Genomic DNA, 14,040 nt, shown 5'->3' on the forward strand with positions numbered 1-14,040 from the left:
ACACGGCGGGCATGAAGGCGTTCCACGACGCGGTCGGCGACTGGGCGGCGGGCGGGCCGGAGGAACCCGCGCGGGAGTTGGCGGGACGCCTTCGCGTGCGCGGCGCCGTGCTACTCGAAGGCCTCAGCGATGTCGCGGCCGTCGAGGCGCTCGCCGGGCGGCGCGGCCGGGACCTCGCGGCCGAGGGGGTGTGCGTCGTGTGCATGGGTGGCGCCATGAACGTGGGGCGGTACGCCCGGCTGCTCGGCGCGCCGGGGCTCGGGCTGCGGCTCACCGGGCTGTGCGACGAGCATGAACGGCGGTATTACGACCGGGCGTTGGAGCCGCGGCGCGACGCCGTCCTCGTGTGCGTCGCCGATCTGGAGGACGAGTTCATCCGCGCGCTCGGCGTGGACCGCGTCGAGGCGCTCGTCCGGGACGCGGGCGAGTGGCACCCCTGGCAGACCTTCGCCCGCCAGCCCGCCCAGCAGGACAAGTCCGCGCACCGCCGGCTGCGCCGCTTCCTCGGCACCAAAGCGGGCCGCAAGATCCGCTACGGGCGGCTGCTGACGGAGGCGGCGTGCGACGCGGGGTGCGTACCGGCGCCTCTGGAGGAGCTGTTCGCGCACCTGTAGGCGAGCCTTATGTGCGTCGGCATGTTCCTCGTGCAGCTCGACGTCACCGTCGTCAATGTGGCACTCCCCCATATCGGCCAGGACCTCGGCTTCGTACTGACGCTGTATCTGCAGAAGGTGCAGCACCACGACGCCCTGACGGCGGGCGCGCTGCTGCTGCCGCTGTTCGTTCCGCTGGCCGTGTGCGCGCCGTTCACGGGGCGGCTCGCCGCGCGTCTCGGGCCGCGGCCGCCGATGGTCGCCGGTCTCCTGGTGGGCGCGGCGGGCGCCGCCTGCCTGCTGGCACTGACACCCACCTCCTCGTACGCCGATGTGCTGCCCACGCTGCTCGGGCTCGGGCTCGGCATGGGGCTGCTCACGGCCGCCGTGGTCGCCGCCGCGCTCCAGGCGGGCCCGCCGGAGCGGCCGGGTCTTTCGTCGGGTGTCAACAACACGGCGCGGCAGGCGGCGGGCGCGCCCGGCATCGCGGTGTTCGGGGCGCTGGCGCGGGACCCGGATTCGCCGGCCCGGTTCACGGTGGGGCTGCACCACATCGGCGTACTCGCGGCCGTGCTGTGGCTCGGCGCCGCGGTGTTGACCGTACGTGTCGTGCCGCGGTCCCACCGGGTGCGCTGAGCGATCTTCGCGTGGCGGCCGGACGTAATCTTGGCCGCATGCAGTCCTACACAATCGGCCAGGCCGCACGGCTGCTCGGCGTCAGCCCCGACACCGCGCGGCGGTGGGCGGACGCCGGGCGGATCGACACGCACCGCGACGCGAGCGGGCGGCGCGTGGTCCAGGGCAAGGATCTCGCCGCGTTCTCCGTGGAGTTGGCCGCGGGTGACGACAACGACGAGCACCCCTCGTACACCTCGGTGCGCAACGCCTTCCCCGGCATCGTGACGGCCGTGAAGCTCGGGGACGTGGCCGCCCAGGTGGAGATCCAGGCCGGGCCGCACCGTCTGGTGTCGCTCCTTACGCGGGAGGCGGTGGAGGAGCTCGGTCTTGAGGTCGGCATGGAGGCGACGGCGCGCGTGAAGTCGACGAATGTCCATGTCGACCGTACGTGACTCCTTGCGCCCCACCGTGTACGTACGAACGCACATGCACACCTGACCCGTCCATCCATCGGGATCATGCGAACCCACAGGCGACTTCTGCCTGGCAGATGCGGCAGTATGGTCGGCGTAAGCGTTCCAGGACACGTAGGGGAGCTGAACCGTGACAACCCGTTCCGCGCGCAGGACCACGACCCGCCGGATACTCCAGGCGACCGGCGTCGGGGCGGCGGCGGTGCTGACGCTGAGCGCCTGCGGATCGTCCGACGCGCAGTCCTCCGATTCGGCGTCCGGCTCCTCCTCCAGTGACAAGAAGCTGTCCGGCACGGTGAACGTGTTCGCCGCGGCCTCCCTCAAGGAGAGCTTCACGAAGCTGGGCAAGCAGTTCGAGAAGGAGCACCCCGGCACCAAGGTCACCTTCAACTTCGGCGGCAGCGACAGCCTCGCCGCTGGCATCACGGGCGGCGCCCCCGCCGACGTGTTCGCGGCGGCGAGCCCGAAGACGATGAAGACCGTGACGGACGCCGGGGACGCGGCGGGCAGGCCGAGCACCTTCGTCCGCAACCAGCTGGAGATCGCCACCCTCCCCGGCAACCCGCACAAGGTGTCGTCCCTGAAGGACCTCACGAAGCCCGGCCAGAAGGTCGTGCTGTGCGCGAAGGAGGTGCCGTGCGGGTCGGCCGCGCAGACGGCGCTGGCCGCGAGCAAGCTGAAGCTCACCCCGGTCTCGTACGAGCAGGACGTGAAGAGCGCCCTGACGAAGGTGGAGCTGAAGGAGGCCGACGCGGCCGTCGTGTACAAGACGGATGTGCACGCCGCGGGTGACAAGGTGGAGGGCGTGGAGTTCCCCGAGTCCAAGGACGCGATCAACGACTACCCGATCGCCCAGCTGAAGAAGGCGCCGAACGCCGACGCCGCCAAGGCGTTCATCGAGCTGGTCAAGTCCGGCGACGGGCAGCAGGCACTGACCGAGGCCGGATTCCTCAAGCCGTGAGCGTGCCGGCCACCGACACCGTGCGGGGCGGCGGGCCGCGGCGCCGCCGTGGCCGCGTCCCTCCCCTGCCGCTGCTCGCGCCCGCGATCGTCGGTCTCGCGTTCCTCGTGGTGCCGCTGCTCGCGCTGCTCGTACGGGCCCCGTGGGCGGACCTGCCCGAGCAGCTGACCAGCCCCGAGGTGTGGCAGGCGCTCCAACTGTCCCTGGTGTGCGCCACGTTGGCGACGCTGGTGAGTCTGGTGCTCGGGGTGCCGCTGGCGTGGCTGCTCGCGCGCACGGAGTTCCCGGGGCGTGGTGTCGTACGGGCGTTGGTGACGCTGCCGCTGGTGCTGCCGCCCGTGGTGGGTGGTGTCGCGCTGCTGACGGCGCTCGGCCGCAACGGTGTCGTCGGCCAGTACCTGGACCAGTGGTTCGGGATCACGCTGCCGTTCACGACGACCGGTGTCGTCATCGCCGAGGCGTTCGTGGCGATGCCGTTCCTCGTGATCAGCGTCGAGGGGACGCTGCGGGCGGCCGATCCGCGGTACGAGGAGGCGGCGACGACGCTGGGCGCGTCCCGGTTCACGGCGTTCCGGCGGGTGACGCTGCCGCTGATCGCGCCGGGGATCGCGGCGGGTTCGGTGCTCGCGTGGGCGCGGGCGCTCGGCGAGTTCGGCGCCACCATCACTTTCGCCGGCAACTTCCCCGGCCGCACCCAGACCATGCCGCTCGCCGTGTACCTCGCCATGCAGAGCGACCCGGCGGCGGCGATCTCCCTCAGCCTGGTGCTGCTCGCCGTGTCGATCACGGTGCTCGCCGGGTTGCGTGACCGTTGGATGACCGCGTCATGACGGACCTTGAGAAGACTGTGGCGTACGAGGATGTGAGCGGCGGCGGCCTCGACGCGCGGCTCGTCGTGGACCGGGGCGACTTCCGGCTCGATGTCACGCTGAGCGCGGAGCCCGGCGACGTCGTCGCGCTGCTCGGGCCGAACGGGGCGGGGAAGACGACCGCGCTGCGCGCGCTCGCCGGCCTCACGCCGCTCGACGAGGGGCATCTGCGGCTCGACGGCGCGGCGTTGGACCGCACCCCGCCCGAGTCCCGGCCGGTGGGCGTGGTGTTCCAGGACTACCTCCTCTTCCCGCATCTGAGCGCGCTCGACAATGTGGCGTTCGGTCCGCGCTGCCAGGGCGCGACGAAGGCCGAGTCCCGTACGCGGGCACGGGCGTGGCTCGACCGCATGGGGCTCGCGGCACACGCGGGCGCGAAGCCGCGGCGGCTGTCCGGGGGGCAGGCGCAGCGGGTCGCGCTCGCGCGGGCGCTCGCGACGCGGCCCCGGCTGCTGCTCCTCGACGAGCCGCTGGCCGCGCTCGACGCCCGTACGCGGCTCGATGTGCGGGCCCAACTCCGGCGCCATCTCGCCGAGTTCGAGGCGGTGGCGGTGCTCGTCACGCACGATCCGCTGGACGCGATGGTGCTGGCCGACCGGCTCGTCGTCGTCGAGCACGGTCACGTGGTGCAGGAGGGCGCGCCGTCGGACGTCGCGCGGCGCCCGCGCACGGACTACATCGCGCAGTTGGTGGGGCTCAACCTGTACCGGGGCGTCGCCGAGGGGCATGCGGTGCACGTGGCCGACGGTGGGCCTGTCATCACGACGACCGAGGAGCTGGCGGGTCCGGTGTTCGTGGCGTTTCCGCCGAGTGCGGTGACATTGCACCGGGAGCGGCCGAGCGGGTCCAGTGCGCGTAATTCGTGGCGGTGCGAGGTCTCCGGGATGGAGACGCACGGGGATCAGATTCGGGCGGCCTTGAGCGGGGAGCTTGCGCTGGCCGCGGATCTGACGACGGTGGCGGCGGCGGAGTTGGGGCTGCACCCCGGGGCGGAGGTCTGGGCGACGGTGAAGGCGACGCAGACGCACGCGTATCCCGCCTGACCGGGTGCTGCGTCGCGGCCCGCCGCTCGGTGGCGTCACCGTGGCCCCGCTCTCGGGGCCCTGCCCCGGCCCCCGCGCCTCAATCGCCGGCGGGGCTTGAATTCCCGCGATGTGAGACACGCCCCCACGCACCCCGCCGCGAACCCTAAAGTGGACGCATGTTCGGACCCGCTCGGCACCTGGCTCTCGCGCTCTTCGCGGCCACGACGTGGAGTGTCGACGACGCGCTCTGTCGTCGCTGACACCTGCCCCCCACCTGTCCGAGCCGTTCCCACTCCCCCTGCCGGAGATCTCCCGTGACCACCGCTCCCCCCGTAGGGGCGCCGCCGCGCGCCGCCCTGCTCGCCCCGTCCCCCACCTCCTCGCCCGCCCCGGTCGCCGAGGCCGCGCCGCCCACCCGGTGGGGGCCGCTCATCGGTGCCGGGGTCATCGGTGCCGCGCTCGACGCCTACGTGTTCGTGGCGCACGGCGCGAAGCCGGGCGTCCTGTTGCTGCTCGGGATCGGGCTCGGTTTCGCCCTGTTCCACTCGCGGTTCGGGTTCACCTCGGCCTGGCGGCAGCTCGTCGCCGTCGGCAACGGCACCGGGCTGCGGGCGCACACCCTGCTGCTCGGCTCGACCGTGACGCTGTTCGCGCTGGTCATCGGCACCGGCAGCGGCCTGTTCGGCTCGGTGCCCGCGCCGAGTGCGGGGCCGATCGGGATCGGGCTGATCGTGGGGTCGTTCCTGTTCGCGATCGGCATGCAGCTCGGTGGGGCGTGCGCGTCCGGCACGCTGTTCGCGGTCGGCTCGGGGCAGACGTCGATCGTGCTCACCCTGTTCGGGTTCATCGTCGGTTCGACCCTCGCCGCCTGGCAGTTCGGGCTGTGGAGCGATCTGCCGGCGCTCGACCCGTACCTGCTGTCCGACCATGTCGGCTGGTTCGGCTCGTGGGCGATCAGCATCGTGGCGCTCGCCGCGATCTGGTTCGTCGCGCGCGCCGTGCAGGCCCGCCGCAATCCCCCGCCGGTCGGCACTCCGCCGTCGGCGCGTGGCGCGCTGCTTCGTACGCTGCGGGGCTCGTGGCCGCTGGCCGCGGGTGCCGTGGTGCTCGCGGTGCTCGGCGCGGGGGTGCTGCTCGTGTCGGGTGGCGCGTGGGGTGTGACGAGTGCCTTCTCGCTGTGGGGCAGCAAGGTCGTGGGCGCGCTCGGTGGCTCGCCCGAGACGTGGGCGTTCTGGCAGCAGCCGGACAGCGCCGCCCAGTTGGCGGGCCCGGTGCTCGCCGACAAGACGAGCCTCACCGACATCGGCATCATGGTCGGCGCGGCCGTGGCCGCCGCGGCGGGCGGCGTGTGGAAGCTGCACCGCGGCATCCCCGCCCGTACGGCGATCGCCGCGGTCCTCGGCGGCATCCTGATGGGTGTCGGCGCGCGCCTCGCGGGCGGCTGCAACATCGGCGCGTACCTCGCCGGCATCGCGTCCGGTTCGCTGCACGGCTGGATCTGGGGCGCCGTCGCGATCCTCGGCACGTGGGCGGGGCTGCGCCTTCGCCCGCTGTTCGGCCTCGGCAACCCGAAGCCGGCGGACAGCGTCTGCTGACATACGTACGCAGTGAGGGCCCCTGCCGGACGTCCGGCAGGGGCCCTTCACGCACAGGGCTTACGTGGTTACGGCTACCCGCCCAGCAGTCCCTCCAGCGCCACCACCGCGTGCTCCCGGTGCTCGTCCAGCATCCGCACCGCGTCCTCCGTGCGCCCGTCGCGCAGCGCGATGAGCACCGCCCGGTGTTCGCCGACGACATGCGTACGGCTGGTGGAGTCCGCGTAGTAGAGGGAGCGGTAGGCGTCGGTGGCGTCCCACAGGGTCGCGATGAGGCGTACGAGGCGGTGCATGCCGGATGCCTCGAAGAGGACGAAGTGGAAGCGGCGGTTGGCCGCCGCCATCGCCGCGACGTCCGCCGCCGCGGCCTGCGCCTCCACCTCCCGCTGGGCCTCTTCGAGAGCGTCGAGCACGGAGCCGTCGCCCGCGCTCATCGCCTGTCGTACGGCCTCCGCCTCCAGGATCTCCCGGATGCGGTACACCTCGCGCAGCTCGGCGAGCGAGAGCTCGGCGACGAAGTAGCCGCGGTGGGCGTGGTGCACGACGAGGGACTGGCCTTCGAGGGTCTTCAGCGCCTCGCGCAGCGGGACGCGGCTGACGCCCAACTGCTCGGCGAGCGCGTCCTGCCGGATCGGCATGCCGGGCTTGATCTCCCCGCTGGTGATGGCCCGGCGCAGCTCTTCGAGGACGAACTGCTGCGCCGTGGGGGGCCGCCGCCGGTTCGCGGGGGTGGTCATGGCGGCTCCTGTTCCTCGTGACTGGTGTGGGTCATCCTACGGAGCCGCACTGACATCGCCCGCCGCGGCTTCGCCGGAAAGCCCCAGCTCGGCGAGGATCTGCCCGGTGTGTTCGCCGAGGCGCGGCGGCGCGGTGGCATACGCGGCGGGGGCGGCGCTGAGCCGGATCGGGTTGGCGACCTGGGCGGCGGGGGTGTCCCGGTTCGGGTCGTCGATGTGTACGCGGGTGTCGAGGCCGAGGCGCTGGGCGAACGCGAAGGCCTCGCCGAGGTCGTTGATGGGTCCGCAGGGCACGCCGACGGCGGTCAGTGTCTCGAACCACTCGTCGGCGCCGCGCTCGCGCAGCCGCGCGGTGAGTTCGGCGAGGAGTTCCTCGCGGTGGGCGACGCGGGCGGTGTTGCTCGCGAAGCGCGGGTCGGCGGCGAGGCCCGGGACACCCAGCTCGGCGCACAGGGCGCCGAATTGGCGGTCGTTGCCGACGGCGAGCGCCAGCGGACGGTCCTTGGCGTCCAGCACCTCGTACGGGGCGATGCTGGGGTGTTTGTTGCCCATCGCCTGTGGCACCACTCCCCCGGCGACGTGCGCCGATGCCTGGTTGGTGAGCGCGGAGAGGAGTGAGGTGAGGAGCGAGACCTCGACCTTCTGGCCCTCGCCGGTGGCCTCGCGGTGCCGCAGCGCGGCCATGACGCCGAGCCCTGCGTGCAGGCCCGTGATGACGTCGACGAGCGCGACACCGGCCTTCGTGCCCTGACCGCCCGGCTCACCGGTGACGCTCATCAGTCCGCCCATGGCCTGCACCAGCAGGTCGTAGCCGGGCAGCGCGGCGCCTTCGGCCGCGCCGAATCCGGTGACGGAGCAGTACACGAGCCCGGGGTTCAGCTCCTTCAACTCGTCGTAGCCGAGGCCGAGCCGGTCCATCGTGCCGGGGCGGAAGTTCTCGATGAGGACGTCGGCGCGGGCGGCGATGGCGCGGGCGGCCTCGCGGCCGGAGTCTTCGGTGAGGTCGAGGGCGACGGAGCGCTTGTTGCGGTTGACGCCGAGGAAGTAGGTGGCCTCGCCGTCGGCGAAGGGCGGCCCCCAGGAGCGGGTCTCGTCGCCGACGCCGGGGCGCTCGACCTTGATGACCTCGGCACCGAGGTCGGCGAGGAGCATCGTGAGGTACGGGGCCGCGAGGACCCGGCCGAAGTCGGCGACGACGAGCCCCGCGAGGGCTCCTTGGGAGTCGGGCCTTGTGGTCGGCGTCGGCATACGGCTGTTCTCCTTGTGGAACCTTGGCCAGGTGAACCTTGGCAAGCGGTGGGCGTGCGGCTACGATCCGAGGACTTCAAGAAGTTGGATCCAAAATCCGATATCCGCATCCGTGTCCGCACCCTAGCGTCCCCTCACGGATCTGTCAGCAGCCAAGGAGGCCGCGATGCCGTCGTCTTCAACTCCCCTCCACCCCTTCGACCTTGTCGACATCGACGGAATGTTGAGCGAGGAGGAGCGCGCCATCCGGGACACGGTGCGCACCATGGGCGAGCGCGAGCTGCGCCCGAAGGTCGCGGAGTGGTTCGAGAGCGGCTCCATCCCGGCCCGTGAGCTCGCCCGCGAACTGGGCGGGCTCGGCGTGCTCGGCATGCACCTGGAGGGTTACGGGTGTGCGGGCACCAGCGCCGTCTCGTACGGCCTCGCCTGCATGGAGCTGGAGGCGGTCGACTCGGGGCTGCGCAGCCTGGTGTCCGTGCAGGGTTCGCTCGCGATGTACGCGGTCTGGAAGTACGGCTCCGAGGAGCAGAAGCAGCAGTGGCTGCCGGGGATGGCGGCGGGCGAGAAGATCGGCTGCTTCGGCCTGACCGAGCCGGACGCGGGTTCGGACCCGGGCTCGATGCGGACGAACGCGAAGCGCGACGGTGCGGACTGGGTGCTCAACGGCGCCAAGATGTGGATCACGAACGGTTCGGTGGCGGACGTCGCCGTGGTGTGGGCCCGCACGGAGGAGGGGGTGCGCGGCTTCCTGGTCCCGGCCGGTACGCCCGGTTTCTCGGCGCCCGAGATCAAGCGCAAGCTGTCGCTGCGCGCGAGCGTCACCAGCGAGCTGGTCCTGGAGGACGTCCGCCTCCCCGCCGACGCGATGCTCCCGAACGCCCGCGGCCTCTCCGGCCCGCTCGGCTGCCTCAACGAGGCCCGCTTCGGCATCGTCTTCGGCGCGCTCGGCGCGGCCCGCGACTGCCTGGAGGCGGCGATCTCCTACGCCGGCGACCGCACGGTCTTCGAACGCCCGCTGGCGTCTTACCAGTTGACGCAGCAGAAGCTCGCCGACATGACCCTCGAACTCGACAAGGGCATGCTCCTCGCGCTGCGCCTCGGCCGCCTCAAGGACGAGGGCCGCGGCACGCCGGAGCAGATCAGCGTGGGCAAGCTCAACAATGTACGCGAGGCCATCCAGATCGCCCGCGAGTGCCGCACCATCCTCGGCGCCAACGGCATCACCCTCGAATACCCGGTCCTGCGCCACGCCAACAACCTTGAATCGGTGCTGACGTACGAAGGCACGAGCGAGGTCCACTCCCTGGTCATCGGCAAAACCCTGACCGGCCTCCCGGCCTTCCGCTGACCCCCGTCAACCACGCGACCGCCACGTCACTTCGCCGTCGTGCCACTCGTCGGTGGGCGTAAGCCCGCACGCGGTGGCGACGACGGCGGAGGCGTGGTGTTCGGGGTGAATGTGGGCGACGAACTGCCCGATCCCCTGCCCCTTGAGCCACGCGACAAGCTCCCGCGCGGCCTCTGTCGCGATGCCGCGCCCCTGCCACCGGGCCCCCACCACCCAGGCGACCTCCGCGATGTCGCCCGTGACAGTCGCCTGCACGGCGCCCACCAGCCGTGCCTCGGCGCGGAGTTGGACCACCCAGTTCAGCCATCGGACTCCGGGCTCGGGCGATCCCGCGACCATCCGCCGGTAGCGCGCCCGCAGTTCCTCGACCGTGTCGGGGGTGCCGCCGATGAAGGTGTGCAGGGACGGGTCGGCGAGCACGTCCACCATCTCCTCGGCGTGCTCGACGCGCAGCGGCAGCAGGCGGATGCGGGCGGCCCGGTTCTCTTCCAACTCGGCGTTCACGCGGGGTCCTTGGGGTCGGCTACAGAATCTGTTCCGTCAACAGGAAACCACCGATCGCGATCATCATGACCCCGGAGATCCGCGTCACGACCCGCGCCGCCGACGGTCGTGTCTTCAGGACGGTGCGGGCCAGTACGCCGACGCTCAGGTAGACGACGGCGCAGGCGGCCATGTGGAGGGTGCCGAGGACGCCGGTCTGTGCCGCCACCGGCCAGCCGGTCGCGGGGTGGATGAACTGCGGGAAGAGGGAGAGGTACAGCAGCAGGGCCTTGGGGTTGAGGCCGCTGATGCCGATGCCCTTGAGCATGACCTGGCGGCGGGAGGCGCCCGCCGGCTCCTCGTCGGCCGTCAGCACGGCGGGCTTGCGGAGCACACCGACGCCGAGCCACACCAGGTAACCGGCCCCCGCCACCGTCAGCACCGTGAGCAGCGTCGCCGAACTCGCCACCAGCACCGCGAGCCCCGCCACCGCGAGCAGCGTGTACCCCACGTACCCCGCCAGCAGCCCCGCCACCGCCGGCACCACCGAGCGGTCCCGCAGCCCTGCCGATATCGCGTACGCCCAGTCCGCGCCCGGTGTGAACACCAGCAGAAGGTCCACCGCCAGGAATGCCGCCAGTGTGGTCGTGTCCATGTGTGTGTGCCGGGCCTTTCTCACGTGCAGTTGTACGTGGGGAAGGCTAGGCCGGATTCGCCCGAAGGTGTTCCCTCATTTACCCCAGGATCGGGCCGACCGAGGGAGAATGTTCTCCATGGACGCCATGGACCGGAAAATTCTTACCGAGCTGCAGCTGGACGGCCGCCTCACCATCACCGAGCTGGCCGCGCGCGTGCAGCTCAGCGTCTCGCCCTGCCATCGCCGCCTGCGCGACCTCGAACGGGCGGGCGCGATCCGCGGGTACCGCGCCGTCGTCGACCCGTCGGCCGTGGGCCTGGACTTCGAGGCGCTCGTCTTCGTCACCCTGGGCTGGGAGGACCGGGACACGGTCGCGTCCTTCGAGGAGGCGGTGGCCGCGCTGCCCCATGTGCTGCAGGCGCAGCGCCTGTTCGGCGACCCCGACTATCTGCTGCGCGTCGCGGCCGCCGACCTGACCGCCTTCCAGCGGCTCTACGACGAGCAGATCGCCCGCCTGCCCGGGGTGCAGCGCCTCAACTCGACGCTCGTGATGAAGAATGTCGTCGCGGATCGACCGTTGCCCGACTGACATCGGCCGTCCGATGACAGGATCTGCCGGAGGAGGTACCGGAGTTGGGACGACGCAGATGGTGGGGCGCGGTCGCCGCGGCCGCGGCCTGCGCGCTGCTCATCGGGCCGAGCGCCCCCAGCGGCCCCCTCGTGTCCGACCCGCTCCCGCTGCCCGCGGACGCCGCCCGGGACATCGTGCCCGACCGGGTCATGACGTGGAACCTCTGCAATCCCTGCGGCAGCGGCCAGAACCCGGGCCGGGCCGCCGACATCGCCACGTACGCGCCGCAGGTCGTCGCCCTGCAAGAGGCGTGCGTGCGGGACGTCGAGGAGATCCGGCGCCAGCTGCGCACCTTCTACGGGCTCGACTACCACGTCGAGTACGGGTCGGTGCTGCGCGACTGGGGCCGGTGCGGCGGCCTGCCGTGGAGCCCCGGCGGGTACGGCCAGGCGATCCTCTCGGCGGCGCCGATCACCGACCCCGTCACGACCGAGTACCCCGACGGCGGCTCGGAGGACCGCGGCTACCTGGCCGTGACCACCGCGGTCGCGGGCCGCCCCACGCGCGTCTTCAACACGCACCTCGCCCAGTTCAGCCAGGAGTCGGTCCGCGAGCGACAGATCAAGGTCTTCGCGAAGGAGGTGGCCCGGCACGAACACACCATCGCGCTGGGCGACTTCAACGCCGTGCCGGACGCCCCCGAACTCGCCCCCATGTGGCGCCTCGCCAAGGACGCCGACCCCGACTGCCACCCGGCCCCCGCCCTCGGCTGCGCGACGACGACGGACTGGAGCAGCAAGTTCGACTACGTCTTCCTGCGCGGCCACACCGCCCGCGAACACGCCGTGCACCACAGCGAGTTCTCGGACCACCACCAGTTCATGGCGGACGTGGAACGGACGTAGCCGAGCCCCCGGGCCCGTCCGCCCCCCACCCCCCACTCACGGCTCACCCCTTGGCGCGCAGCACCTCCGCCACGCTCTCCTCCCGCCAGCGGCGCAGCAGTTCGTGGAAGGCGACCGCGCCGTGCGGGTAGGCGTTCGGCCCGTTGGGGCGGCCCTTGCCCTCGCGGTTGTAGTAGCCGGGGGTGCACTCGGCGTGGAACCACTCGTGGTCGGGGGCGTTCTCGGCGCAGGTGGCGCGCCAGCCGGCGACCGCCTCGGGGGTCGGCTCCAGGACGGCGTCGGCCTTCTCGGCGGCCGTGACGAGGGCGGCGGCGTGGGTGGCCTGTTCGTCGAGGATGTGGCTGAAGTTGACGCTGGAGGCGTTCTGCATCGGGCCGAGCTGGATCAGGTTCGGGAAGCCGGTGCTGGTGAACCCGTGCAGCGTGCGCGGGCCGAACCGGGCGAGGGAGTCCAGGAGTTGGAGCCCGTCCCGGCCCGTGACGGGCAGCTTCCCCGAGGTGACTCCCGAGACGCCGACCGAGAAGCCGGTCGCGAAGATCAGGCAGTCGATCTCGTACTCCACCCCGCCCACGACGACCCCGCGTGATGTCATCCGCTCGATGCCATGGGTGTCCGCGGTGTCGACGAGCGTCACGCTCGGCCGGTTGAAGGCGGGCAGGTACAGGTCGGAGAAGGTGGGCCGCTTGCAGGCGTAGCGGTACCAGGGCTTGAGGGCCTCGGCGGTACCGGGGTCGGTGACCTCGGCGGCGACACGGTCGCGTATCCGGTTCATCGTGGCGTGGTCGGCGGCCTCGTACGCGGCCTCGAAGTCCGGTTCGCCGTCCCGGCGGAAGCTCGGCAGCAGCTTTTCGAGCAGGCCCGCGGACTCCGTCCACCGGTCGGCGACCAGGTCCCGCTCGGCGTCCTCGCCGGAGACGATCCGCAGGAAGTTCTCGCGTCGCTCGGCCGCCCAGCCGGGCTGTTCGGCGCCGACGTCCGCCGCGGACGTGCGCCGCTGGCCGCGGACGTCCACGGCGGAAGGCGTGCGCTGGAACACGTACAACTGCTGGGCGTCCTCGGCCAGTTTCGGGATGGCCTGCACGCCGGTGGCGCCGGTGCCGACGACGCCGACCCGCTTGTCGGCGAGGCCCGTCATGCCGCCGTCGGGGCCGCCGCCGGTGTAGCCGTAGTCCCAGCGCGAGGTGTGGAAGGTGTGCCCCTTGAAGTCCTCGATGCCGGGGATGCCGGGCAGCTTGGGCTCGGAGAGGGTGCCGGTGGCGGTGACGACGTACGTGGCGTGGAACGCGTCGCCGCGGTCGGTCGTGACCAGCCACCGGTGGGCGTCGTCGTCCCAGTCGAGGGCGGTGACGGTGGTGGAGAAGAGCGCGTCCTCGTAGAGGTCGAAGCGCTCGGCGATCCGCACGGCGTGCCGCCGGATCTCGTCGCCCGGAGCGTACTTCCACTCGGGTACGTAACCGGTCTCGTCCAGCATCGGCAGGTAGACGTGCGACTCGATGTCGCAGTGGATGCCGGGGTAGCGGTTCCAGTACCAGGTGCCGCCGAAGTCGCCGCCCTGCTCGACGACCCGCACCTTCGCGACGCCCCGCTGCCGCAGCCGCGCGCCCGCCAGGATCCCGCCGAAGCCGCCGCCGACGACCGCGACGTCCACCGTGTCACTCAGCGGCTCCCGCTCGGCGGTCGTCCCGTCCGTGTACGGGTCGGCGGCGAAGTAGCCGAACTCCGCGGTGGTGGAACGGTATTGGGCCGTGGCATCGGGGCGGACGCGGCGCTCGCGCTCGGCGCGGTAGCGCTCGCGCAGGGCCGCCGTCTCCTGCGGGGTGGGGGTCGTGGCGCACTGCGGCAGGTTCGTCATGCGGCGGCTTCCTCTCGTGGGGGTGTGCGGCGGAAGGGGTGCCCGCCCTGGGACTTCCGCGCGGTCACCGGTACCGTAACCCAACAACCGGACAACACTGTCCGGTAGGGGTCCGGTGCGGCCGC

General features: G+C 72.1%; 15 protein-coding genes. 10 read left to right on the plus strand and 5 right to left on the minus strand.

The window, feature by feature from the left end:
- The first annotated feature begins 11 nt into the window (after positions 1 to 11).
- From RBJ65_RS36215 to RBJ65_RS36245, 7 genes are all read left to right on the plus strand, one after another.
- Positions 12 to 614, plus strand: coding sequence for a TOPRIM nucleotidyl transferase/hydrolase domain-containing protein (locus RBJ65_RS36215; RefSeq protein ID WP_306319897.1), 603 nt, complete (start codon positions 12 to 14; stop codon positions 612 to 614).
- Between the two features lie 21 nt (positions 615 to 635).
- Complete coding sequence (locus RBJ65_RS36220; protein WP_306319853.1) at positions 636 to 1,229, plus strand: MFS transporter; 594 nt, start codon at positions 636 to 638, stop codon at positions 1,227 to 1,229.
- A 38-nt stretch (positions 1,230 to 1,267) separates the two neighbouring features.
- Positions 1,268 to 1,663 (plus strand): molybdopterin-binding protein, encoded by a 396-nt coding sequence (locus RBJ65_RS36225; RefSeq protein WP_306319852.1) that lies wholly within the window; start codon positions 1,268 to 1,270, stop codon positions 1,661 to 1,663.
- Between the two features lie 151 nt (positions 1,664 to 1,814).
- Positions 1,815 to 2,645 carry a molybdate ABC transporter substrate-binding protein gene (gene modA, locus RBJ65_RS36230; protein ID WP_306319851.1) on the plus strand — a complete coding sequence of 277 codons (831 nt, stop codon included), beginning with the start codon at positions 1,815 to 1,817 and terminating at the stop codon, positions 2,643 to 2,645.
- On the plus strand, positions 2,642 to 3,475 hold the full coding sequence (gene modB, locus RBJ65_RS36235; RefSeq protein ID WP_372341304.1) for a molybdate ABC transporter permease subunit: 834 nt from the start codon (positions 2,642 to 2,644) through the stop codon (positions 3,473 to 3,475). The genes modA and modB overlap by 4 nt, the downstream gene beginning before the upstream one ends.
- On the plus strand, positions 3,472 to 4,557 hold the full coding sequence (locus RBJ65_RS36240; protein WP_306319850.1) for an ABC transporter ATP-binding protein: 1,086 nt from the start codon (positions 3,472 to 3,474) through the stop codon (positions 4,555 to 4,557). Before modB ends, RBJ65_RS36240 begins: the two co-directional genes overlap by 4 nt.
- A 296-nt stretch (positions 4,558 to 4,853) precedes the next feature.
- On the plus strand, positions 4,854 to 6,134 hold the full coding sequence (locus RBJ65_RS36245) for a YeeE/YedE family protein (protein WP_306319849.1): 1,281 nt from the start codon (positions 4,854 to 4,856) through the stop codon (positions 6,132 to 6,134).
- A gap of 74 nt (positions 6,135 to 6,208) precedes the next feature.
- On the opposite strand, the gene RBJ65_RS36250 is transcribed toward RBJ65_RS36245, so the two are convergent.
- On the minus strand, positions 6,209 to 6,871 hold the full coding sequence (locus tag RBJ65_RS36250) for a GntR family transcriptional regulator (RefSeq protein ID WP_306319848.1): 663 nt from the start codon (positions 6,869 to 6,871) through the stop codon (positions 6,209 to 6,211).
- 36 nt (positions 6,872 to 6,907) lie between these two features.
- Positions 6,908 to 8,119, minus strand: a complete 1,212-nt coding sequence (locus tag RBJ65_RS36255) for a CaiB/BaiF CoA-transferase family protein (RefSeq protein WP_306319847.1) — start codon at positions 8,117 to 8,119, stop codon at positions 6,908 to 6,910.
- 166 nt (positions 8,120 to 8,285) lie between these two features.
- Here RBJ65_RS36255 and RBJ65_RS36260 point away from each other — a divergent pair, with 166 nt between their 5' ends.
- Positions 8,286 to 9,467: an acyl-CoA dehydrogenase family protein gene (locus RBJ65_RS36260; protein WP_306319846.1), complete on the plus strand. Its 1,182-nt coding sequence runs from the start codon at positions 8,286 to 8,288 to the stop codon at positions 9,465 to 9,467.
- 6 nt (positions 9,468 to 9,473) lie between these two features.
- Here RBJ65_RS36260 and RBJ65_RS36265 read toward each other — a convergent pair whose 3' ends face one another.
- Both RBJ65_RS36265 and RBJ65_RS36270 read right to left on the minus strand, forming a co-directional pair.
- Positions 9,474 to 9,971: a GNAT family N-acetyltransferase gene (locus RBJ65_RS36265; protein WP_306319845.1), complete on the minus strand. Its 498-nt coding sequence runs from the start codon at positions 9,969 to 9,971 to the stop codon at positions 9,474 to 9,476.
- 19 nt (positions 9,972 to 9,990) lie between these two features.
- A complete protein-coding gene (locus RBJ65_RS36270; protein ID WP_306319844.1) occupies positions 9,991 to 10,605 on the minus strand; it encodes a LysE family translocator in 615 nt (204 codons plus the stop codon).
- Between the two features lie 118 nt (positions 10,606 to 10,723).
- Here RBJ65_RS36270 and RBJ65_RS36275 point away from each other — a divergent pair, with 118 nt between their 5' ends.
- Together RBJ65_RS36275 and RBJ65_RS36280 are read left to right on the plus strand one after the other, a co-directional pair.
- Positions 10,724 to 11,176, plus strand: coding sequence for an Lrp/AsnC family transcriptional regulator (locus RBJ65_RS36275; protein WP_306319843.1), 453 nt, complete (start codon positions 10,724 to 10,726; stop codon positions 11,174 to 11,176).
- Positions 11,177 to 11,220: 44 nt separating this feature from the next.
- A complete protein-coding gene (locus tag RBJ65_RS36280; RefSeq protein ID WP_306319842.1) occupies positions 11,221 to 12,063 on the plus strand; it encodes an endonuclease/exonuclease/phosphatase family protein in 843 nt (280 codons plus the stop codon).
- A 43-nt stretch (positions 12,064 to 12,106) separates the two neighbouring features.
- Here the strand turns inward: RBJ65_RS36280 and RBJ65_RS36285 are convergent, their stop codons facing one another.
- Positions 12,107 to 13,915 (minus strand): NAD(P)/FAD-dependent oxidoreductase, encoded by a 1,809-nt coding sequence (locus RBJ65_RS36285; RefSeq protein ID WP_306319841.1) that lies wholly within the window; start codon positions 13,913 to 13,915, stop codon positions 12,107 to 12,109.
- Between the last annotated feature and the right edge of the window lie 125 nt (positions 13,916 to 14,040).

It is taken from the genome of Streptomyces sp. KL109B (assembly GCF_030766935.1).
Lineage (GTDB): Bacteria > Actinomycetota > Actinomycetes > Streptomycetales > Streptomycetaceae > Streptomyces.